The following is a 20,180-nucleotide window of genomic DNA, read 5'->3' on the forward strand; positions in this document are numbered from 1 at the left end:
TATAGTTATTGGTTTTAGACGAAAGGGCGTCACATGATCGAGTTCCTGAACCACACCGAGTTGGCGCGTGCGAAAGTGACGGGCCGCCTGGTCGCAGACATCCTGCAGACGCTGAAATCGCGGAGCTCCATCGGCACCAACCTGCTGGACATCGACCGGTGGACGTCGGAATTGATCGCCGACGCCGCGGCGGAGTCCTGCTACGTCGATTACGCGCCGTCGTTCGGGCGCGGGCCGTTCGGCCACTACATCTGCACGGGCGTCAACGACGCCGTCCTCCACGGACGCCCCCACGACTACGCGTTGGCCGACGGGGACCTGCTGACTCTGGACCTCGCCGTCGCCAAGGACGGGGTGGCCTCGGACTCCGCCATCAGCTTCATCGTGGGTGGGACGCGGCCGGCCGGGAGTGTCGCCATGATCGACGCCACCGAACGCGCACTGAGCGCCGGGATAGCCGCGGCCGGACCGGGAGCCCGCATCGGGGACATCTCCCATGCCATCGGCGCGGTCCTCAGCGAGGCCGGGTATCCGATCAACACGGAGTTCGGCGGGCACGGCATCGGATCGACGATGCACCAGGACCCGCATGTTCCCAACACCGGCCGGCCAGGCCGGGGTTACACCCTGCGCCCCGGGCTGCTGCTCGCGCTGGAACCGTGGGTCATGGCGGACACCGCCAAGCTCGTCACCGACGCCGACGGGTGGACCCTCCGAAGCGCGACCGGCTGCCGGACCGCGCACAGCGAACACACCATCGCGATTACCGACGACGGCGCCGAAATCCTTACGCTGCCGACGCAGCAGTAAGGCTAGGCGTAGGCGTTGACCATCCGGACGGCGCCGCCGTCGACGCCCTTGGCGCCCTGGACGTAGTCCGGGCCGGACTTGAGAACCGAGTCGGAGTTTTCCCCGACGGTGCCCATGATCCACGACGGCAAGCCGCGGGCATTCAGGTGGTTCACGGCGGCGTCGGCGGCCTCGGGGGAGACGATCGCGACCATGCCGACGCCCACGTTGAGGGTGCGCTCGAGGTCGGCCAGTGGGACGTTGCCCAGCTCGGAGACCAGCTTGAAGATGGGCGGCAGCTCCCAGGTGGCGCGGTCCACTGTGGCCAGCAGGCCCTGCGGCAGGACACGGGCCAGGTTGGCGGCCAGTCCGCCGCCGGTGACGTGGCTGAAGCCGTGCACGGCCCGGCCGGCAGCGGAGCCGTCCACCGGGAACGTGCGGGCCAGATCCAGGCAGTCCGCGGCGTACACCCGGGTGGGCTCCAGGAGCTCCTCGCCCAGGGTGCGCTCGAATTCGGAGACGTGGCGGTCCAAGGCCCAGCCGGCGTGGTTGACGACGCGCCGGACCAGCGAGTAGCCGTTGGAGTGCAGGCCGGAGGAGGCCATGCCGATCACCACGTCGCCGGCGCGTACGCGCTCCGGACCCAGCAGCGAGTCGGCCTCGACCACGCCGGTGGCGGCACCGGCGACGTCGTACTCGTGCTCACCGAGCAGGCCCGGGTGCTCGGCGGTTTCGCCGCCCACCAGGGCGGTACCGGCGACCGAGCAGGCGGCCGCGATGCCGCGGACAATGTCGGCGATCCGCTCCGGGACCACCTTGCCGCAGGCGATGTAGTCGGTCATGTAGAGCGGCTCGGCGCCCACCACCACGATGTCGTCCACCACCATGCCCACGAGGTCGAAACCGATGGTGTCGTGGATGTCCATGGCCTGGGCGATGGCGACTTTGGTGCCGACGCCGTCGGTGGAGGTGGCCAGCAGCGGCCGCTTGTAGGTGAGCAGCTTGGAGACGTCGTACAGGCCGGCGAAGCCGCCAACACCGCCGATCACCGAGGAGTTGTGGGTCGCCTTGACGGCGTCCTTCATGAGTTCGACGGCGCGGTCGCCCGCTTCGACGTCGACGCCGGCGGAGGCGTAGGTGATGCCGGTGTTCTGGGCGTCGTTCATGTCAGCGGCCGTGGAGGCGGAAGTCATACTGGCTCTTTCTTGTCGGCATCAAGCTTGTCGGCGGGTACGCGGTCGGCGTCGGTGAGCAGTTCTTCGAACTCGGCGTCGGGCCCCGGATCGCAACCCGTGGCGCCGGCCTTCTCAGCCGGATCCTCGTCGGCCGGGATGGCGGCGTCGGACGCCGCGTTGGCGGCAGCGTCGGCCGCGGGAATCCCGGCGGCCGCGCTCCCGGGCGCTGCGGGGGCCGCCGTGGCGGGCAGTCCGACAGGCTGTCCGACAGAGTCGGGGCGCTCCAGCAGGTTCTTGCCGAGCTTGTCGGCGCCGGGCAGCTCGATCGGGTACTGCCCGGTGAAGCAGGCCGTGCACAGGCGTTCGCGCGGCTGCCGGGTGGCGCCGATCATGCCGTCCTCGGAGATGTACGCGAGCGAGTCCGCGCCGATGGCCTGGGAGATCTCGTCGATCGTGGCGCCGTTGGCGATCAGCTCAGCGCGGGAGGCGAAGTCGATGCCGTAGAAGCAGGGCCACTTCACCGGCGGGGAGGAAATTTTGATGTGCACGGCCGCGGCGCCGGCTTCCCGGAGCATCCGCACGATGGCGCGCTGGGTGTTGCCGCGGACGATCGAGTCGTCCACCACCACCACGCGCTTGCCGCGGATTACAGACTCCAGGGCGTTGAGCTTGAGCCGGATGCCGAGCTGGCGGAGCGTCTGCGAGGGCTGGATGAAGGTGCGGCCCACGTAGGCGTTCTTGACGAAGCCGTGCGCGAACGGGATGCCGGATTCCTCGGCGTAGCCGACGGCGGCCGGGGTGCCGGATTCCGGCACGGGGATGACGATGTCCGCTTCCTGGGTGTTCTCGCGGGCCAGTTGGCGGCCCATTTCCACGCGGGATTCGTACACCGAGCGGCCGGCAATCGCGGCGTCCGGGCGGGCGAGGTAGACGTACTCGAAGACGCAGCCGGCCGGCGTCGGCTCGGCGAAGCGCTGGGAGCGGACGCCCTGTTCGTCGATGGCGATGAATTCGCCCGGTTCGATCTCGCGGATGAAGCTCGCGCCGACCGTGGCGAGGGCGGACTGCTCGGACGCCACCACCCAGCCGCGCTCCAGCCGGCCCAGGACCAGCGGGCGGATGCCGTAGGTGTCGCGGGCAGCGTAGAGGGTGCCTTCGTCCATGTAGACGAAGCAGAAGCCGCCCTTGATCTTGGGCAGCAGTTCCAGCGAGGTCTGTTCGAGGGACTTGCCCTCCTCGCCCTCCAACAGGGCCGTGACCAAGGCGGTGTCCGAGGTGTTGCCCTGCTTCATTTCGCCGGTGAGCTGGCCGCCGTTGCGGTCCACGATCATGGCCTTGAGCTCGGCGGTGTTGGTGAGGTTGCCGTTGTGCGCCAGGGCGACCGTGCCGGTGGCGGTGGCGCCGAGGGTGGGCTGGGCGTTGGCCCAGTGGCTGGCGCCGGTGGTGGAGTAGCGGCAGTGGCCGACGGCCAGGTGCCCGGTCAGGGTGTTCAGCGTGGTCTCGTCGAAGACCTGGGACACGAGCCCCATGTCCTTGTAGACGTTGATCCGCTTGCCGTCGCTGGTGGCAATACCAGCCGACTCCTGACCGCGGTGCTGCAGCGCGTACAGCCCGTAATAGGTGAGTTTTGCTACCTCTTCGCCGGGAGCCCAGACCCCGAAGACGCCACATGCGTCCTGCGGGCCTTTTTCGCCAGAGAGAAGGTCATGAGAAAGTTTTCCATCGCCGCGTGCCACTGGTCGATTATCTCACGTTGTGCGCTAGGACTTTTCCGGAGGCCGGTTTATGACCTGCCGGCCGGCCTTCGCCTGCTTAGGCGCGGTCCTCGCCGTCGGTGTCCGGAACAGAGTCCGGGACGGACTCGACGACGGCGCGCTCGGCGCGGCGGACGCTCAGCCGGTCCAGCACCAGTGCGACGGCGGCGCCCAGGATGGCCCCGCCCGCGATGCAGAAGGTCAGGAAGAAGCCGAAGACGGAGTTGGCGTCGTAGCCCTCGTCGGCCGGCAGGCCGTAAGCGATAACGGCGGCCACTACGACGCCCAGCAGGCCGCCCAGGATCAGGAACGGGACGTATCTCGGAGCGCGGCGGACGGTGACGGAGCGGCGTTCGGGCGCAACGGGGGTGTCTTCAGGAGCCATGCCGTTAAGCCTACTGCCCGCGCGGGCGCTGCTTTTTCGCCGGGCATTTTCGCGCCGTTTGCGGACCGCCGCTGTGGGGATCCGCGGCGCGGAGGACCGATTCCGTGGCGGAAATCCGGGACCCTAGCGGGAACTCGGGCGGCGGAGCACACTAGGGGGTGGGGGAGGGTGCGGTCCGGACTTTTAAGGACCTACCATGGCAGTTGCAGCGGACAGTATCCGGGACCGGCAGCGCATCATCTGGGACCAGTTCGCGGCAGGCTGGAAAAAGTGGGACGCGGAACTGCTCGGCTGGCAACGCCCTTTCGGCGACGCCGTGATCAAGGACGCACGGCTCCGACCGGACTCGATTGTGCTCGATGTTGCGTCGGGCACCGGCGAGCCCGGGCTCACGGCGGCCGCCCTGGTGCCCGACGGCGAGGTGGTGCTCACCGACATCTCGGCCGGCATGCTGCACGTGGCCGAGGAGAAGGCCTCCGCCCAAGGGCTGGCCAATGTGAGCTTCAACGTATGTGATGCCGCGGAGCTGCCCTTCGAGGACGCGACGTTCGACGCCGTCCTGTGCCGTTTCGGCTTCAACTACTTTCCCGACATGCGGGGCGCCGTGCGGGAAATGGTGCGGGCGGCCAAGCCCGGGGCGAGGATCAGCGCGGCCGTCTGGGGCCGGACCGCGGAAAACCCCTGGGCCGCCCTCGTCCTTGGCTCACTCGCTCAGCATGCGGAGCTGCCGCGGCGGCCCGATGTCATGCCGGGGCTGTTCCGTTGCTCCGCGCCCGGCTTCATGACCCGGCTGTTCCGGGATGCCGGCTTGGTGGACGTGGCCGAGCACAAGGTCAGCACGGACCTGGTGCACGACTCCCCGGACAGCTACTGGGAATTCATCACTGATATCGCGGCCACGGTGGCCACGGGCCTGGCGAAGGCGGACAAGGAAGCGCGGGCGCTGATCCGCTCCGATGTCTTCCAGCTGCTGGGACGCTACGAGCACCAGGGCGCGCTCAGGCTCCGGTCAGCGGCGACGATCGTGGGGGGCACCAAGGCGTAGGCCCTGGGCCGCGGCGTTTCCGCGCCGGTTTCGGACTGGTGCGCCCCGGATCCGGGGAGCGGCTGACCGGAACCGGCGCGGATTTCCGATGCCGGCGCGCCATCACCGGCGGCAGGCCGGCTTGGTCAGCCTCGGGACCCCGTGGGAAGTGAGAAACGCGGCGAATTTCGCCGGCCCGGAGATCTCGGTCCAGGTCCAACGGATAACCCGCCGGCCGGTGGCGCGTATCCGGTCCTCGCGGGCCTTCTCGTCGATGACGACTTCGGAGGTGGTCCGTCCCTGCAGGTATTCGGCTTTCTGGTACTTGACCAGGCCGTCGAATTCCCCGCACAGCCCCTGCTCCGGCCATTCGAAGTCCGTGTAGGCGGCCAGTCCGCGGGCATCGCGGATGGGGGTTTGCAGCCGAGGGGGCTCGAAGCCCAGCCGATACATTAGGGCACGGCTCACCGATTCGCCGGGTGATCCCGATGCCGGGTCTGCGAAGTCGATCGCGGCCCGGATTCTGCGCACCGCTGCCGCGCTGTAATCGGCTCCGATGCCGCCGTCGAGCTCCTCCTTGCTCAGAGCGGGCAGCCCCGGCTGCGGACGCAGCACGTGGTCCAGCGCAGCGGCGGCCTGTTCAAATGACTCGAACGCCGCCAGATCCAGGACGGTCCGGAGCCGCCCCGTGACCAGCAGCCCCCGGCGCTCTTCGACCTGCAGGGTCAGCGGATCGGTGTAATGCCGCCGGACACCCGCCCGCGAGCGGCCGCCGCCGTCGTCGGACGTGCAGGCATGCACCAGCGTGGGGCGCCCCAGCACCGGAAGGTCCCACAGCGCGGCCGAGGACTTCCGGCAGAACACGGTACGGCTTTGCAGCGTCGACGCGGCCGCCTGGATGAGGAGCGTGTACCGGTTCCAGCTCGGCAGCGCGTCCCATGCCACCGACTGAACGTAGACGCCCCGCCTGATGCGGCGCAGCTCGCCCGCCGCGGCCCGGCGGCACAGCTCGCGCGCGTCCCGGCCGAGCCGTGCCGAGTCGCTGCTGAGAATGAGTCGGGGAAGTTCCATGCCCCGATGCTCTCCGGCCGCCCGGTCGTCGGCAACGGGCACGACGGCGGATGTGGACAAGTCCGGCTGTGGCTGCGGATTTTCGCTGCGCTTTCGGACGCAGGCAGGCCGGATTAGGTGCGCGCCTGTCCGAAACCGGTGCGGATTTCCTGGGCCGCGGCGGAATTCCTAGACGCCGAGTTCGTCCTTGAGCGCGGCGACGTGGCCCTCGGCCTTGACCTGGTACTGCGCCAGCTTCACCTTGCCCTCGGGATCGAGGACGACGGTGGAGCGGACGATGCCCTCGGTGATCTCGCCGCGGACCAGTTTCTCGCCCCAGGCGCCGTAGGCGAGGGCCACGGCGTGGTCCTCGTCGGCCAGCAGCGGGAAGGTCAGGGCGAAGTCGCCGGTGAAGTGCGCCAGTGCCTCGGGAGCGTCCGGGGAGATGCCCAGGACTTCATAGCCGGAGCCCTGCAGGGAGGCCAGGCTGTCGCGGAAATCGCAGGCCTCGGTGGTGCAGCCCGGGGTGGCGGCCTGCGGGTAGAAGTACACGATGACGTTCTTGCCGCGGTAGTCGGCCAGGGAAACCGGCTTGCCCTCGGCGTCGGGCAGCGTGAAATCGGGGGCCGGGGTTCCGGGCTGAAGCTTGACGGTGAGGTTCTGGCTCATGGGAGAGTCCTTCGCTTGGAGGGCGGCTGGAAGTTGGTCTGTGATGCACAACATTCCGGGCGGATCCGGTATTCCGCTGGGCCGCCGCGGACATTGCGCGCCGGCCGACCACCCCGGCTACTTTGCCGCGGGGGACTGGATTTGGGCTGGTGTCAGCTTCATCCAGGGCGAGTCTGGCGCGCCTTCGAGCATGGCCTGAGGGCTGTCCGACTGTGTCCACCACTTGGCTTCGAAGGCGTAGCCGTCGAACAGGATCCGCGAGCCGCGTTTGTAGACCGTCGTCGAGGACCATTCCGGGAACGTGCCGGCGGCGACAGTGGTCCGAGGGCTGGGGCGGTCGCCGGGAAGCACGGGGCCGATGAGTTTCCAGGGAACCGTGGCGCCCTGGTCCACGGGGTTGTCCGGGCTGTCGCCCTGGGTCCACCACTTGGCCTCGTAGACATTGCCGTGCCACACGATCCGGTCGCCACCAACGTAGCGGGCCGACTCGTTCCAGACCGGATACGGGCTGGTGGAGGGGTCATCCGTGACGGTGGGGCTGGGGCTGGCGGACGGCGGCGCGGTCTGGGCGGCGGCGAAACCCGTGGGGATCACGTCCGCACCCAGGACGGTGGAGAACAGCGCGTCGCCCTGGTTGATGCCGCTGCAGCTGTCGGAGACTTTAGCCACGTTCGGGTAGTTGCTCCCGCAGGTACGGTCGCGGTTGAGCGACCACATGGACACCCGGCCCACGCCCTTGGACTTGGCATAGGCGTTGAGCGCGGACGCGTCGTCGAGCGTAAAGACTTCTCCCGCAACATCGTTTTGTCCGATCATCGGGGTGATCCCGAGCCGGCGCCAGGCCGTGTCCGATCCGATGTCCTGGCCGTTCGCGCGGTACAGGGTCTGCAGCTGGGCGTGCGCCGCCTCCGCTGCGGACGCGGACGCGTCATACATGGACTGGCCGGCCGGCTTGCTGCCGCCAAAGTCCATGGTCATGATGTTGACGCCGGTGACGTCGACGCCGGCGCGAAGCGTCCGTGCGACGACGTCGCGCCCTGTCTGGGTCAGCCCGGCCGGATCGGCCGGGAGGGTCAGCCACACATCGAGAGTCTTTCCCATCTTCTTCCGGTCCGCCTGGAGCGCCGCCACGGCCTGGGCCCGGCGGTCGACTGAGGCTGTGTCGGCAAGGGCGGTGCCCTCGATGTCGAGGTCGATGGAGCTCACGTCGTAGCGCTCCACAACATCGCGGTAGGCGCCGGTGAGACGGGCCGGATCGGTGCACCCAACGGCCAGCTCGGTGTTGATGGCGCCGCCGAAGGAAATGGACACGGCTCCGCCGGACTGCCGAAGCCGGGCGATCCGCCGATCCAGATCCAGCTCTGCTTCGGCCGCAGTAAGGCTGTAGGCGGCGCCCCACGACGGCGCGCAGGGGTCACCCTTGTCAGAAACAATGAACGACAGGACCACGCTCTTGGCCTCGGGAGTGGCCGCGGACTCAAACGAGTACCGCGGCGTGGCCGTCACATCCACATAGCCGGAGAAGACCGAAGGAATTGAGGAGGCCGCGTTTGCGTCCTGGAATGAGCGAAGTCCCAAAATAGAGCCACCCGTAAGGGCAGCGACAACAAGCAGCAGAATTCCGAGCCGCAATTTGGAAAGGCGGCGCCCGGGAAAGCGGTTCGACACAGGTATACCCCACTACTTGTCAACGTTTTTACTGCCCCGGCCGCGTGGATCGCGGCCCATCGAAGTACTTTCCAGCCATCTGATGATCACTGGTAAATAGTTAGGGGTCGTGCGCTTAGTATAAGGGCAGGTCAGGACCCGATTTGACGGGAGGATGACCTCCTGTGTGTCCGCTGGGGGCACGCATGACGTGGATGGGGATGCATGTCTAACCTTTTGGCCAATTCGCGGCCGGATGAAATTACGGCCGATGACGAGAGTGCAAAGAGCCGTAAGCGCCAATGGGGTGCGGAACGGCGCTCGGAGCCGTTGGCAATCGTGCACCCCGAACCCTCGCGCCGGAAAATTATTCTCGGCAGGGTCGGCATTCTTGTTACGGTGCTGGCCTGGGTCGGCTATGTGGTGACCACAGTGCTCAGGGCGCTGGTCAATGACCCGACGGCGGGATTCAGATTCCGGGCAGAAGCGGTGTCGTATGTCGTCGTCGTAACATTCCTGACGTTTTCTGCCCTGATGTACCTCCTGGCCCGGCAGGGTGCGCTGAACCGGTTCCGTGAGCACCGCAGGGTTCCCCGCGGCGAGCTGGACCGCCATTTCGTCGATTACGACAAGGCCGTCACCGTGCTTGTGCCCTCGTATGCCGAGGAGCCGCAGGTTGTCCGGGCCACGCTGTGGTCCGCCGCGCTGCAGGAATTCCCGGACCTGTCCGTCGTCCTCTTGCTCGACGACCCGCCGTTCCCCGCGGACCCGCAGGACCAGGAGCGGCTGCAGGCGACACGGGAGCTCGCCGCCGGTATTAACCGGGCCCTCCACGAGCCGGCCGGCCGCCTAAACGCCGCGAGCGACGCGTTCAACCTCCGCGCCAGCAAGGGCAAGGCCGCGGGCGGGCTGCCGGCGCTCATCGCTGAGTACGAGTACGCCGCGGACTGGATCGAGGGCATGGCCGAGACGGAACGGGTGGATGACCACGTCGATGAGTTCTTCGTGGACCTCGTCCTCATGGGCCTCGCCCGTGAACTGCGGCTCGTCCTGACGGCCCTCCACGCGGCACAGGCGCAGGGCACGGAGCCGGAGGTGCCCCGCATGCGGGAGTTGTACGCCCGGCTGACCTGGATCTTCAACGCCCGCGTCTCCACGTTCGAGCGCAAGAAGTACGCCAGCCTGTCGCACGAGGCGAACAAGGCCATGAACCTGAACGCTTACTTGAGCCTGATGGGACACCGCTGGCGGAGCGAACACACCGCCGACGGCACCGTGCTCCGGCCGTCCACCGTGCCGGCTGGCGATGACCTCATCGTCGAGGACAGCACCTACGTCCTGACCCTGGACGCCGATTCGCTGCTGCTGCGGGACTACTGCCTGCGCCTGGTCCACTTCCTGGAGTCGCCCGGAAACGAGCGGGTGGCCGTGACCCAGACGCCATATTCGTCCTTCAGGGGCGCGCCCACCCGGATCGAACGTGTCGCCGGCGCCACCACCGACCTCCAGCACGTCCAGCACCAGGGCATGACGCGGTACGGGTCCACGTTCTGGGTCGGCGCCAACGCCGTCATCCGCAAGGTCGCGCTGGAAGACATCGTGGAAGTCTCCGCCGAAGGCGGGTTCGAAGTGCGGACCTATATCCAGGACCGGACCGTGATCGAAGACACCGAATCGAGTGTGGACCTGGGCCGCGAGGGCTGGGAACTCGTCAACTATCCGGAACGGTTGAGCTACAGCGCAACGCCCCCGGATTTTGGTTCCCTCGTGGTCCAGCGTCGTCGGTGGGCCAACGGCGGCCTCCTGATCCTGCCGAAACTCTGGGACACGATCCGGCACCGCCGGGGCACCGACCAGGCCATGCGTAGCCGGGAAATCATGCTCCGCGTCAACTACATGGCGTCGATCACCTGGGCGAGCTTCGGGCTGCTGTTCCTGCTGGCTTACCCCTACGACAGCAGGCTACTGAGCCCGCTGGTCTTTGCGGCGGCCCTGCCATACTTCCTGGCCATGGGCAGCGACCTGCGTGAATCCGGCCACCGCTTCAGCGACATCTTCCGGATCTACGGGTTCAATCTGGTGCTGATGCCGGTGAACCTCGCCGGCGTCATGAAATCACTGCAGCAGGCCGTGACGGGTGACAAGATCCCGTTTGCGCGGACCCCCAAGGTCAAGGACCGGACGGCCGCCCCGGCGATCTACGTTTTGGCGCCGTACGCCATTGTCGCGTTCTCCCTATTCACGGTCTGGCGCGATGCCATGCAGCAAAACTGGACCAATGCCGCCTTCGCTGCCTTCAACGCCGTTATGGCCGCGTACGCCATCCGCGCCTACATCGGGCTGCGGAACTCGGTTGTGGACATCTGGCTCGGAGTCCTCAACTGGCTCTACATCAAGCCAAAACAGGCCGCCCCCGCGGCTCCCAGCATCGTTCCCAAGACGCCCGAAGAGGTCAACTGGGAGGGAATCCTCTATTACGGCGACCGCCGCCTCAACCGCGACCTCCGCGGCGGCAAGGACCGGCGCAAGCGGGCCGGAACGCGCTAAGGGCGGCGCGCCGTCGCGGTGCCGGCTTGCCCGACGTCGGTCCCTCAGCGGGCCGCGGGTTGCCGGCGGGCCCAGTCGAACGCCGTGGCCGCGGGCGCCTGGTATTCCAGGCCGATGCGGCCCGCGTAACCGAGTTCGCGGCTGCGGGCGGTCCATGCCGCCAGAGGCAACTGACCGGTCCCGGGGGCTCCTCGGCCGGGGGCGTCAGCGATCTGGATGTGGCCAAAGTCTTTGGCGTGGGCTTCGATCACGGCGTCGACGTCGTCACCGTTGACCGAGAGGTGATAGAAGTCGGCGAGCAGCCTGATGTTCCCGGCACCGGTTTCCTCCTTCACCCTGGCGATGACCCGGAGGGCGTCGTCGGCGGTGCGGAGCGGGTAGTCCGGGGCGCCGCTGACGGGTTCAAGCAGCACGGTGCCGCCGATGCGGGCCACCGCCGCGGCCGCCGCGGCCAGGTTCCGGACTGCCAGTTCGTCCTGGGCCTCGGGGGCGTGCCCCGCCTGCCGGTTGCCGTAGAGAGCGTTGAAGGACGTGCAGCCGAGCCGTCCGCCGATGCCGGCCACCACATCGATGTTGTCCCGGAACTCGTCGGACCGGCCAAGCCAGGACACCAGGCCGCGGTCGCCGGCGGGCATGTCGCCGGCGTTGAAGTTCAGGCCGACCAGCTGGACCCCCGCGTCCGTGATCGCGTGCTCGAAGCGGCTGAGCTCGGCGTCGCCCGGGACGGAGCTGGCGAACGGCCACCAGAACTCGACGGCGTCAAAACCGGCAGCCTTCACCGCGGCCGGGCGCTCCAGGAGCGGCAGCTCGGCGAGCATGATGGAGCAGTTCACCGAAAAGGTCATGAGGGTTCCTTCAGATGCAGGAGCGGCCCTACCGCTTCGTGGGGTCCTTGCGGGCAGCCAGGCCGATCAGCGCCCCGACGGCCACCCCGATCAGGAGCCCGGTAAAAGGCTTGTCGGCCGTGGCCACGCCGATGGCAAAGCCGAGGGCGGCGCCAACCAGCATTCCGATCCACAGCCTCTCGTACTTCACAGCCTCAGGCTAGCAAGGCAACACCCTATAGTCGGATCATGGAACAAAGAATCTTGGGCAAGACCGGTCGGAACGTCTCTATCATCGGGCTGGGCACCTGGCAGCTCGGAGCGGACTGGGGCAACGTGGACCCGGCGCAGGCGCAGGCCATCCTGGCCGCCTCCGCGGAAGCCGGCGTCACGTTCTTCGATACCGCGGACGTCTACGGCGACGGCCGCAGCGAGCAGGCCATCGGCGCCTTCCTGGCGGACAACCCCGGCCTGGACATCACGGTGGCCACCAAAATGGGCCGCCGGATGGAGCAGCGGCCGGAAAACTACAACCTCGCCAACTTCCGCGAATGGACGGACCGGTCCCGGCGGAACCTCGGCGTCGAGCAGCTCGACCTGGTCCAGCTGCACTGCCCGCCCACCGCCGTCTACAGCAACGCCGAGGTGTACGACGCGCTGGACACCCTGGTGGCCGAGGGTGCCATCCGGAACTACGGCGTCAGCGTGGAACGGGCTGACGAAGCCCTCGAGGCCATGCGCCACGACGGCACCGCCACCGTGCAGATCATCCTCAACGCCTTCCGGCTCAAGCCGCTGGACGAGGTGCTGCCCGCGGCGGTGGCCGCCGGCGTCGGCATCATCGCCCGCGTGCCGCTCGCCTCGGGGCTGCTTTCCGGCAAGTACACGGCGGACACGTCCTTCGCGGCGGACGACCACCGGAACTACAACCGCGCCGGCGCGGCGTTCGACGTGGGGGAGACCTTCTCCGGCGTGGACTTCGGGGAGGGACTCAAGGCGGTGGCCGAGTTCCAGGAACTGGTGCCCGACGGCGTCAGCACCGCCCAGGCGGCCCTCGCCTGGATCGCGGCGCAGGAGGGCGTCAGCACGGTGATCCCGGGGGCCCGGAACGTCGAGCAGGCCCGCGCGAACGCCGAGGCGGCGTCGGTCAGCGGCATTGACTCAACTTTCGACGTCGGCGTCCACGAAATCTACGACCGCTACTTCCGCGAATCCGTCCACCCGCGCTGGTAGGGGGCGGTCCGGTTGGCGCCCCGGCTGTCACTCCGCCGGGTACCAGACCCGGTGGCCGTCGACGCGGGCGAACGAGGTCAGGGTATGTGGTTTGGCGGACTTCGCCGTCATGATGTCCAGCACTTCGGCATTGCGGACCAGGAGCGCGTCACCGATCAGCGAACGGTGGCAGCGCCATGGGACGGCTTCCGCGCACATGATCGCCGCATCGTTGCTCCGCCCGCGCGCCAGCAGCTGGCCGACGGCGGCGGAAAACTCCTCGGTCTGCATGTAGTCCGCGTAGCCCCGGAACGAGGCGTTGCGCCAGGCGCCATTGGCACTGTCCTTGGTGGTGTGCCGCAAACCGCCGAGGGATTCCATCCGCCGGTAGGTGATGCCGTTGGCCCGCACGCTCGCGGCGAGTGCGTCCGCGTTGAACTGCGAGTTGTGCCGCGACTTCGGGACGGTGCGCACGTCGATCAGCTTCTTAATGCCGTGGGCCTTGAGGATGCCGATGAATTCGTCGATGGGGTGAGTGGAGTGCCCCACCGTAAAGATGGTCGTGTCCGTCATGTCCCCATGCTAGGTCGGCACCGGCGCCCGCGCGGAAGTTCCGCGGATAGCCTGGGTGACCCGCGAGCCGCCAGGAGGGCAGTCCCGGAATGATTGCACCCTCCATCGAGGACTTTGTGCACCGGCTCGCGTCCGTGGAAACCGGGCCGGGGTGCACCAACTTTTTCGCCCACAGCGAGCCCGCGAATGAGCAGCGCCGGCGCAATCTGGCGATCTACCTGCAGGAACTGCGCGACCGTTCGCCCAAGGTGCTGCTGGTGGGGGAGGCCCCGGGGTTCAGGGGCATGCGGATCACCGGGGTTCCGTTCACCAACCGCCCCATTTTGGAGGGGCCCACCAACGCTTTTGGCCTGTTCGGACCGGGCAAGGGCTACGTTCTGCCGCCGGACGCTGCGGGCATTGCCGCCGAGCCGACCGCGACGGTGATGTGGGAGGTGCTGGCCGAGCTGGAGTTCCTTCCGCTGCTCTGGAGCGCCTGCCCGTGGCACACCCACGTGCCCGGGCGGCCCCTGTCCAACCGCACCCCCACGGCGTCCGAAGCGGCGCTGGGAACCCCCTTTTGGCAGGCGCTGAAGCAGGAATTTGCGATCGAGACGGTGGTGGCCGTGGGCAACGTGGCGCACCGCAGCCTGCAGCGCAGCGGGCTGGACGTGCCGAAAATCAGGCATCCCGCCCACGGCGGCAGGTCCGGGTTCAAGCGCGGGCTGGAAGAACTGATCGCGTCCGGCGCCGCCCGGTAAGGCTCCAAGTTAGTGTGGAAGAAGTCCATCCGCGGATGAAAGGCAGTGCAATGAGTGATCCGAATGAGCCAAGCAACGACCCCGCCGGCCTGCGCGGTCCCGGCGACCCCGAGGCCGCGAAGGAGCGCCAGCAGCAGGGCGACTCCGACGACGTCGAGGCCCGCCAGCCGCACGCCGAGCCGGGCCGCACCGAGCCGGGCCGCGCCGAGCCGGGCCGCGCCGAGCCGGGCCGCGCCGGCAACATCCGCGAGGAACAGCAGACCCAGGCCGCCGGAACGGTGCCCGCGGCGTACATCGGGTCCGGCGACCCGACGTCGGACGACAAGCCGGAAGACGCCGTCGGCGCCGGCGGGTGGGACGACGAGGTCTAGCGCACAGCCCCGGACACCGGAAAGCCAAGGGAACCCCTTGGCTTTCCGGTGTATTGGCACTTTCGTGGAAGACGTTCAGTGCCGGAGCGTTGCCACCTCGCTCTTCTCCCAGCGGGTCCAGTTGGACCAGTGGTTGCCCACGCGGACGCGGAACGAGACGAGCTGGTAAACCTTTTCCTCGCCGCGGCGGTCAGGGACGAAGCGGTAGCTGTGGACGGTCGTCGACTCGTGGCGCCGGTTGAAGGACTCCCAGAACGTTGAGCCGCCCAGGAAATCGTCGTGCCTGCGGCCGCGCTCGTCTTCATAGCGCAACTGCCTTATCTGCACGGTCCTGTTGTCCCGGCAGTCCACCTTGATGCGGAAATCGACCCAGTGGCTGCGGTCGGTTGGCCTCAACGGGTCGACGGTGCAGCCACCCTGGCGGGTCGACGCGTCAGCCGGTGCGGCCAAGGCGACGGGGCCGCCGATGAGCCCCAGGGTGATGGCCGAGACCAAGGTGAACTTGGCCGCCCGGGGGTGGGACGTGGTTGGTGATGTGGTGATGGACATTTCTTTGGTGCTCCTACTGGAGGATGCGGTTCAAGAGGGTCGGACGGCGTGTGCCTGTCACGATCACGCCGCGGTGGCACCGCAGTCGCGGTGGCACGTCCGTCCAGTTTCGATTAGCTCGCCCGTGCTAAAACGGGCGTCTGCGCCAGGGCATTCCCGGTACGTTAATCGTGCGCCTGTGGACCCGCATGCGCCAGCCCCTCCGACGCTTCCGGAAAACCGCTACGGACGCGGACGGGCGCACCCCGGACCCGAGGTGCGCCCGTCCTGAACCGGCGCGGAAACCGCCGCTGCGGCCTACTTGGCCAGGAACCCCAGCAGCACCTTGTTGACCTCGGCGGCGTGGGTCCAGAGCATCCCGTGCGGGGCGCCGTCGATCTCCACGTACTCCGCGTCCGGCAGGGCCTTGGTGAAGCGGCGGCCGGTGACGTCGATCGGCAGGATCCGGTCCGCGGTGCCGTGGACAATCAGGGCCGGGACGTCGATCTTGGGGATGTCGCCGCGGAAGTCGGTGAGCCAGGTGGGCTGCGCGGCCGCGGACGCCGTCGGGCCGCCAGCGGTGGCGAGGTTCCAGCCGGCCCGCATGACTTCCTCGCTGAGCCGCGGTGTGCCCAGGAAGGTGTCGCTGTTGTAGAAGTTCTTGAAGAAGTCGGTGAAGAAGGCGTAGCGGTCGGCCGTGACCGCTCCCATCAGGCCGTCGAACACGGACTGCGGGACGCCGTCGGGGTTGTCCTCGGTCTGCAGCACGTACGGTTCCAGTGAGCCGAGGAAGACGGCCTTGGCCACGCGCGCCGAGCCGTGGCTGCCGAGGTAGCGGCCCACTTCGCCGGTGCCCATCGAGAAGCCCACCAGCACGGCGTCGTTGAGGTCCAGGCCGGTCATCAGGGTGTTCAGGTCGGCGGCGAAGGTGTCGTAGTCGTAGCCGTCGGTGGGCTTGCTGGACTGGCCGAAGCCGCGCCGGTCGTAGGTGATCACGCGGTAGCCGGCGGCCAGGAGCGCGGCGGTCTGCTTCTCCCAGGACGAGCCGTCCAGCGGGTAGCCGTGGATCAGGACCACCGGCTGCCCGGCCCCGTGGTCCTCGTAGTAGAGCTCGACGTCGGTGCTGTTCTCGGTTCCAACCTTGATGTATGCCATGAAGCGATCCTCTCGGTACGGTCTGAAGTCAGTGCGTGCGTCCCGTCGACGGGTCCCACTGTAGGAAACTAACGCCCTTGGGCGGAATGGTGTTCCATGAACTTGCGCAACATACCCCCCGGGGTATAGTGGAGGGGTAGACCCATACCGACAAAGGGAGACACCAGATGTGCCGACAGGTTGCATGCAAGAAGTGCGGCAAGACCACGTGGGCCGGCTGCGGCCAGCACGTGGACCAGGTCATGCGCGGCGTCAAGAGCGCCGACCGCTGCAAGGGCCACGCAGACGAGCCCAAGACCGGCTTCTTCGCCAAGCTCTTCGGCCGCTAGGCACTCCGGGACGCGGACGACGACGGCGGCCGGCACCTGCCGCCGTCGTCCGCGCCGGCCCTTCGACTAAGAGGCTGAGCCCGCCGCGGTATCGCGCCGGGCTCAGCCTCTCGGGGTTTGGACTCAGGAATGGGCTTTCAGCACACTCTTGGGCAGGCGGTGGACGGTGACTGCTCCCACCGGACTGAAAGGATGGAGCGGATCCGGTGTCGAGGACCCGGTCGGACCGCCTAGCCGGGAGTCCCCGACGGCGCTCAGAACGGCGTAAGCGTCTTCCCGTTGCCAGCCATGGTCTTGGACGAGGAAGTGGAACATATCCTCGTAGCCGCGGGTGATGCTTTCCTGCACAGGGTCCCCTAGGCCAACGAAGATCCAGTGCTCGCCGGTTTCAATTCTGGGCGCCCGAAGATTCATCGCCTTGGCGAGTTCGATGCTCACGACGGCTGTTCCCTCAGCCTCAATTGCCACGAAGGAAGACTCCCCCTCCGCCATCAGGGCATGAATATCTCCGATAGAGAGGTAAGCGCCCTCCACCATGACGGGAAGGTAGACCTTCGAGCCCGGCCGGCAGCCAGTCAGGTCCATATTGCCGCCCCCCGCGAAGCTCGGCATGACAGTTGAATTCTCCCCCTCGGCCGGTGCCGTGCCGATACAGCCGATCATGGGCTGGGCATCGAAGATGTGGCGGTCGGTCACGTGCACGCCGTCTGCATCGATAGGGATCCGGCGGGTGAACATCTCCTCGCCCATCACGTGGCGCAGCGCTCCCGTTCCCGGCAGGCTAACGGACCAGCCGAATTCTTTGAGCAGGATCTCGTGAATCGTGACGACCAGGGCATCGCCAGGCTCGGCTCCGTCCACGAAAACCGGTCCCGTGACCGGGTTGATGCCCACGGAAAGTTGGTCCAGGTCGTGATGCTCGTGCAATTCCGCGTACACGGCGTCGTTCGTCTCGAAGGCGATCCGCTCGCCGGTCCCTGGAGCGATCCGAAGCGCGGGCTCCTCGTGTGCGGAGAAAGAGAATTTCCCGTTGGATTTGTCGAGGAAATGATCAGCGGTTACGGTCACGGCTGGGATTCCTTTCCGCTCATGACGAGCTCTGGATCATCGCTGCTGCCGTCCGACAAGTCCGGCGTCCGGCCGGTGAATTTGTAGTAGGAGAAGACAGCAGCGCCCACCACGAGCCAGATAGCGCCGCCGATTTTGGCCTCGGGAGCCGCGTTGAGCAGGACATAGCCAATGATCAGGAAGCCCAGGATGGGCACCGCAAGATGCAGGAGGTAGTTCTTCGACTTTTTGCGCACGACGTAGTGAACGATGACTGAGAGGTGCAGAAGCAGGAACCCAAACAATGCCCCGAAGTTCACAAGAGCGGAAATGACGTCGATCTGTCCTACGAAGAACAGGACTAGGATCGCCGAGATGGCGGACACCATAATGATGGCGTTCCGGGGTACCTGGCGGGAATCGATCCGGGACAGGAACTTGGGCAGCTGACGGTCTCGGCTCATTGAGTAGAGAAGCCGCGAGGTGGCGGCCTGCGCCGCCATGGCGTTTGCGACGCCGATCGCGAGCACGTTGACGACAAAGAAGGCCGTCATCCAGCCGCTGTTGGAGGCAGCCTCAACGATGGTGAAGAAGGCGTTGCCCACCTCGTCGTCGTTGAATGAGGGGCGGCCTGCCGCCAGGGCGCTGGCCAGCCAAGTCTGCACGATGAACAGGAATGCCACGAGGAACAGTGCCAGAACCATTGCGCGGCCAGTCGCATTGCGGCCGCCGGTAGCCTCCTCCGACATGGTCGAGATGCCGTCAAATCCAAGGAAGCTCAACACTGCGATAGACAGTGCCGAGGCGATCAGCGGGCCCGTGACCTTACTCGCGTCCCAGATCGGGTTCATTGTCAGCTCGGCCCCGGGGACGGTGTGTCCGGCCAGGGCATTGACCGCGATGACGATGAAGATCACGACAAAGATGAGTTCGATCGCAAGGAAGATGCGGTTCATCCGCTTGATGGAGCTGATGCCAAGCAGGTTGACTACGGTGTTGACCGCCACAAAGATCAGCGCCCACAGCCAGCGCGGCGAATCGGGGAAGATCCCCACCATCGACTCGGCGGCGAATACGTACAGCAGCGTCGGGACCAGAAGATAGTCCAGCAGGATTGCCCAGCCCGCGAAGAACCCGGCCGTGGGATGGATTCCGCGTCCCACGTAGGAGAACACAGAGCCGGCGAGCGGGATGGACTTTGCCATTTGCTGATAAGCGAGGGCGGTAAAGATCATAGCGACAAGGCCGATCACGTATACGAGCGGGACCATCCCTCCCGCCGCGTTGTAGACGACGCCGAAGATCGCCCACGGAGCGATCGGCACCATGAAGACGAGTCCGTAGACCAGTAGATCCGTGGTGGAAACCGATCGTTTGAGTTCCTGTTTGTAGCCGAAGGCTTCGAGCTGCTGTTGGGCGCTGAGTTCAGGGGGGCTTGATGAGTTTGCCATCGAGTTCTTTCTGGGAGTGAGGTGGTTGTGGTGGTCCTAGACAAGGGTGTGGTGGTCGTGGCGGGCCAGGTGGGCTGCGATGACGGCCCGGAAAGCCTCGGGTTGTTCGAGGTGTGAGCAGTGGCTTGCCCCGGCGAAGACGTGGCTGGTGACATCTGGAATATTGGCGATGAAAGGTGCCCAGGTTGCAGGGGTTGCTTCGTCATGTTCACCGGCTACCACCAGCGTCGGGGCGGTCACCCGCTCCAACCGGTCGACGATGCTCCAGTTGCGCAGTGTTCCGATGACGTGGAACTCGTTGGGGCCGTTCATTGTGTGGTAGACCGTCGGTTCGGCTTCCATCTGAGCCACGCTCTCCTCGAAATCTGCTGGGAAAGGCGTGGTGCGGCAAACATGGCGCTCGTAGAAGGCCATGGTGGCAGCAGCGTACGCAGGGGAAGTTACCGTGCCCGCGTTCTCGTGGAACGTCAGCGCATCCTGGACACCTCGGGGCAGCCGCTCCCTGAGATCTGTGGCGGCGTCCGCCCACAGCCCCATTGAAGCGGGGGAGTTGCAGATGGATAGGCTCGCCAAACCTGGCGGCTGTCGCACGGCGATTTCCGCGCCCAGCATGCCACCCCAGGACTGCCCGAGAAGATGGAAGTCCTCGATCTGGAAGTGCGCAAGGAGGCTGAGGAACTCATCGACAAACAGCTGCGGAACCCAGAAATCCGCCGGGGCATCGGGTAAATGCGAGCTGTTTCCACAGCCCAACTGGTCGTAAAGGATGACAGTGCGGCCGGTTTCCGTCAGGGCCGCCAGGTTCTGCAGGTAGTTATGAGCCATGCCCGGTCCGCCGTGAAGCACGATAAGCGGGAGAGCTCCAGCTAGGGGGAGATCCGGGGTGAAGATCGCCACCCAGGTCTCCCAC

General features: G+C 67.0%; 21 protein-coding genes. 7 read left to right on the top strand and 14 right to left on the bottom strand.

Annotation, left to right across the window (positions count from 1 at the left end):
* The first annotated feature begins 33 nt into the window (after positions 1 to 33).
* On the top strand, positions 34 to 810 hold the full coding sequence (gene map / locus AC1DH3_RS10405) for a type I methionyl aminopeptidase (RefSeq protein ID WP_441416653.1): 777 nt from the start codon (positions 34 to 36) through the stop codon (positions 808 to 810).
* 2 nt (positions 811 to 812) lie between these two features.
* Here the strand turns inward: map and purM are convergent, their stop codons facing one another.
* The 3 genes from purM to AC1DH3_RS10420 all read right to left on the bottom strand — a co-directional run bounded on the left by purM (position 813) and on the right by AC1DH3_RS10420 (position 4,103).
* Complete coding sequence (purM, locus tag AC1DH3_RS10410) at positions 813 to 1,982, bottom strand: phosphoribosylformylglycinamidine cyclo-ligase (protein ID WP_441416654.1); 1,170 nt, start codon at positions 1,980 to 1,982, stop codon at positions 813 to 815.
* A complete protein-coding gene (gene purF / locus AC1DH3_RS10415) occupies positions 1,979 to 3,700 on the bottom strand; it encodes an amidophosphoribosyltransferase (protein ID WP_441416655.1) in 1,722 nt (573 codons plus the stop codon). Before purF ends, purM begins: the two co-directional genes overlap by 4 nt.
* 76 nt (positions 3,701 to 3,776) lie before the next feature.
* On the bottom strand, positions 3,777 to 4,103 hold the full coding sequence (locus AC1DH3_RS10420) for a hypothetical protein (protein WP_441416656.1): 327 nt from the start codon (positions 4,101 to 4,103) through the stop codon (positions 3,777 to 3,779).
* Positions 4,104 to 4,299: 196 nt separating this feature from the next.
* Between AC1DH3_RS10420 and AC1DH3_RS10425 the strand changes: the two genes are divergently transcribed.
* Positions 4,300 to 5,148 carry a class I SAM-dependent methyltransferase gene (locus AC1DH3_RS10425; RefSeq protein ID WP_441416657.1) on the top strand — a complete coding sequence of 283 codons (849 nt, stop codon included), beginning with the start codon at positions 4,300 to 4,302 and terminating at the stop codon, positions 5,146 to 5,148.
* Between the two features lie 102 nt (positions 5,149 to 5,250).
* Here the strand turns inward: AC1DH3_RS10425 and AC1DH3_RS10430 are convergent, their stop codons facing one another.
* The 3 genes from AC1DH3_RS10430 to AC1DH3_RS10440 all read right to left on the bottom strand — a co-directional run bounded on the left by AC1DH3_RS10430 (position 5,251) and on the right by AC1DH3_RS10440 (position 8,424).
* A complete protein-coding gene (locus AC1DH3_RS10430) occupies positions 5,251 to 6,198 on the bottom strand; it encodes a hypothetical protein (protein WP_476891934.1) in 948 nt (315 codons plus the stop codon).
* 168 nt (positions 6,199 to 6,366) lie between these two features.
* Positions 6,367 to 6,846, bottom strand: coding sequence for a thioredoxin-dependent thiol peroxidase (bcp, locus tag AC1DH3_RS10435; protein WP_175322394.1), 480 nt, complete (start codon positions 6,844 to 6,846; stop codon positions 6,367 to 6,369).
* Positions 6,847 to 6,963: 117 nt separating this feature from the next.
* On the bottom strand, positions 6,964 to 8,424 hold the full coding sequence (locus tag AC1DH3_RS10440; RefSeq protein WP_476909250.1) for a chitinase: 1,461 nt from the start codon (positions 8,422 to 8,424) through the stop codon (positions 6,964 to 6,966).
* A gap of 294 nt (positions 8,425 to 8,718) precedes the next feature.
* Here AC1DH3_RS10440 and AC1DH3_RS10445 point away from each other — a divergent pair, with 294 nt between their 5' ends.
* Positions 8,719 to 11,040, top strand: coding sequence for a glycosyltransferase family 2 protein (locus AC1DH3_RS10445; RefSeq protein ID WP_476909251.1), 2,322 nt, complete (start codon positions 8,719 to 8,721; stop codon positions 11,038 to 11,040).
* Between the two features lie 44 nt (positions 11,041 to 11,084).
* On the opposite strand, the gene AC1DH3_RS10450 is transcribed toward AC1DH3_RS10445, so the two are convergent.
* Together AC1DH3_RS10450 and AC1DH3_RS10455 are read right to left on the bottom strand one after the other, a co-directional pair.
* Positions 11,085 to 11,885, bottom strand: coding sequence for a hydroxypyruvate isomerase family protein (locus AC1DH3_RS10450; protein ID WP_476909252.1), 801 nt, complete (start codon positions 11,883 to 11,885; stop codon positions 11,085 to 11,087).
* A gap of 28 nt (positions 11,886 to 11,913) precedes the next feature.
* Positions 11,914 to 12,075 carry a hypothetical protein gene (locus AC1DH3_RS10455; RefSeq protein ID WP_441416662.1) on the bottom strand — a complete coding sequence of 54 codons (162 nt, stop codon included), beginning with the start codon at positions 12,073 to 12,075 and terminating at the stop codon, positions 11,914 to 11,916.
* 38 nt (positions 12,076 to 12,113) lie between these two features.
* On the opposite strand from AC1DH3_RS10455, the gene AC1DH3_RS10460 reads away from it, so the two are divergent.
* On the top strand, positions 12,114 to 13,097 hold the full coding sequence (locus tag AC1DH3_RS10460; protein ID WP_476891936.1) for an aldo/keto reductase: 984 nt from the start codon (positions 12,114 to 12,116) through the stop codon (positions 13,095 to 13,097).
* A gap of 27 nt (positions 13,098 to 13,124) precedes the next feature.
* On the opposite strand, the gene AC1DH3_RS10465 is transcribed toward AC1DH3_RS10460, so the two are convergent.
* Positions 13,125 to 13,649, bottom strand: coding sequence for a DUF488 domain-containing protein (locus tag AC1DH3_RS10465; protein WP_476909253.1), 525 nt, complete (start codon positions 13,647 to 13,649; stop codon positions 13,125 to 13,127).
* An 89-nt stretch (positions 13,650 to 13,738) separates the two neighbouring features.
* On the opposite strand from AC1DH3_RS10465, the gene AC1DH3_RS10470 reads away from it, so the two are divergent.
* Together AC1DH3_RS10470 and AC1DH3_RS10475 are read left to right on the top strand one after the other, a co-directional pair.
* Positions 13,739 to 14,389: a uracil-DNA glycosylase gene (locus tag AC1DH3_RS10470; protein ID WP_476909254.1), complete on the top strand. Its 651-nt coding sequence runs from the start codon at positions 13,739 to 13,741 to the stop codon at positions 14,387 to 14,389.
* Positions 14,390 to 14,439: 50 nt separating this feature from the next.
* Positions 14,440 to 14,760, top strand: coding sequence for a hypothetical protein (locus tag AC1DH3_RS10475; protein ID WP_476909255.1), 321 nt, complete (start codon positions 14,440 to 14,442; stop codon positions 14,758 to 14,760).
* A 75-nt stretch (positions 14,761 to 14,835) separates the two neighbouring features.
* Here AC1DH3_RS10475 and AC1DH3_RS10480 read toward each other — a convergent pair whose 3' ends face one another.
* Complete coding sequence (locus tag AC1DH3_RS10480; protein ID WP_476891940.1) at positions 14,836 to 15,309, bottom strand: hypothetical protein; 474 nt, start codon at positions 15,307 to 15,309, stop codon at positions 14,836 to 14,838.
* A gap of 297 nt (positions 15,310 to 15,606) precedes the next feature.
* Positions 15,607 to 16,443: an alpha/beta fold hydrolase gene (locus AC1DH3_RS10485; RefSeq protein WP_476909256.1), complete on the bottom strand. Its 837-nt coding sequence runs from the start codon at positions 16,441 to 16,443 to the stop codon at positions 15,607 to 15,609.
* Positions 16,444 to 16,610: 167 nt separating this feature from the next.
* Between AC1DH3_RS10485 and AC1DH3_RS10490 the strand changes: the two genes are divergently transcribed.
* On the top strand, positions 16,611 to 16,772 hold the full coding sequence (locus AC1DH3_RS10490) for a hypothetical protein (protein WP_175322402.1): 162 nt from the start codon (positions 16,611 to 16,613) through the stop codon (positions 16,770 to 16,772).
* A 123-nt stretch (positions 16,773 to 16,895) separates the two neighbouring features.
* On the opposite strand, the gene AC1DH3_RS10495 is transcribed toward AC1DH3_RS10490, so the two are convergent.
* The 3 genes from AC1DH3_RS10495 to AC1DH3_RS10505 are packed head-to-tail and all read right to left on the bottom strand — an operon-like array spanning position 16,896 to position 20,167.
* The gene (locus AC1DH3_RS10495; protein ID WP_476891942.1) at positions 16,896 to 17,840 is read right to left on the bottom strand and encodes an acetamidase/formamidase family protein; all 945 of its coding nucleotides are present in this window, start codon (positions 17,838 to 17,840) and stop codon (positions 16,896 to 16,898) included.
* Positions 17,837 to 19,270 (bottom strand): APC family permease, encoded by a 1,434-nt coding sequence (locus AC1DH3_RS10500; RefSeq protein WP_476909257.1) that lies wholly within the window; start codon positions 19,268 to 19,270, stop codon positions 17,837 to 17,839. The genes AC1DH3_RS10495 and AC1DH3_RS10500 overlap by 4 nt, the downstream gene beginning before the upstream one ends.
* Before the next feature lie 36 nt (positions 19,271 to 19,306).
* Positions 19,307 to 20,167 (bottom strand): proline iminopeptidase-family hydrolase, encoded by an 861-nt coding sequence (locus AC1DH3_RS10505; RefSeq protein ID WP_476909258.1) that lies wholly within the window; start codon positions 20,165 to 20,167, stop codon positions 19,307 to 19,309.
* Positions 20,168 to 20,180 lie beyond the last annotated feature (13 nt).

This window comes from Arthrobacter sp. 05L428 (genome assembly GCF_056397665.1).

What these genes read in the sequence shown, in the direction of transcription:
- AC1DH3_RS10490 (WP_175322402.1), top strand. Translation starts at nt 16,611, where the DNA reads ATGTGCCGACAGGTTGCATGCAAGAAGTGCGGCAAGACCACGTGGGCC.
- purM (WP_441416654.1), bottom strand. Translation starts at nt 1,982, where the DNA reads ATGACTTCCGCCTCCACGGCCGCTGACATGAACGACGCCCAGAACACC.
- AC1DH3_RS10450 (WP_476909252.1), bottom strand. Translation starts at nt 11,885, where the DNA reads ATGACCTTTTCGGTGAACTGCTCCATCATGCTCGCCGAGCTGCCGCTC.
- AC1DH3_RS10425 (WP_441416657.1), top strand. Translation starts at nt 4,300, where the DNA reads ATGGCAGTTGCAGCGGACAGTATCCGGGACCGGCAGCGCATCATCTGG.
- AC1DH3_RS10485 (WP_476909256.1), bottom strand. Translation starts at nt 16,443, where the DNA reads ATGGCATACATCAAGGTTGGAACCGAGAACAGCACCGACGTCGAGCTC.
- AC1DH3_RS10430 (WP_476891934.1), bottom strand. Translation starts at nt 6,198, where the DNA reads ATGGAACTTCCCCGACTCATTCTCAGCAGCGACTCGGCACGGCTCGGC.
- AC1DH3_RS10475 (WP_476909255.1), top strand. Translation starts at nt 14,440, where the DNA reads ATGAGTGATCCGAATGAGCCAAGCAACGACCCCGCCGGCCTGCGCGGT.
- AC1DH3_RS10460 (WP_476891936.1), top strand. Translation starts at nt 12,114, where the DNA reads ATGGAACAAAGAATCTTGGGCAAGACCGGTCGGAACGTCTCTATCATC.
- AC1DH3_RS10465 (WP_476909253.1), bottom strand. Translation starts at nt 13,649, where the DNA reads ATGACGGACACGACCATCTTTACGGTGGGGCACTCCACTCACCCCATC.
- map (WP_441416653.1), top strand. Translation starts at nt 34, where the DNA reads ATGATCGAGTTCCTGAACCACACCGAGTTGGCGCGTGCGAAAGTGACG.
- AC1DH3_RS10420 (WP_441416656.1), bottom strand. Translation starts at nt 4,103, where the DNA reads ATGGCTCCTGAAGACACCCCCGTTGCGCCCGAACGCCGCTCCGTCACC.
- bcp (WP_175322394.1), bottom strand. Translation starts at nt 6,846, where the DNA reads ATGAGCCAGAACCTCACCGTCAAGCTTCAGCCCGGAACCCCGGCCCCC.
- AC1DH3_RS10470 (WP_476909254.1), top strand. Translation starts at nt 13,739, where the DNA reads ATGATTGCACCCTCCATCGAGGACTTTGTGCACCGGCTCGCGTCCGTG.
- AC1DH3_RS10500 (WP_476909257.1), bottom strand. Translation starts at nt 19,270, where the DNA reads ATGGCAAACTCATCAAGCCCCCCTGAACTCAGCGCCCAACAGCAGCTC.
- AC1DH3_RS10480 (WP_476891940.1), bottom strand. Translation starts at nt 15,309, where the DNA reads ATGTCCATCACCACATCACCAACCACGTCCCACCCCCGGGCGGCCAAG.
- AC1DH3_RS10445 (WP_476909251.1), top strand. Translation starts at nt 8,719, where the DNA reads ATGTCTAACCTTTTGGCCAATTCGCGGCCGGATGAAATTACGGCCGAT.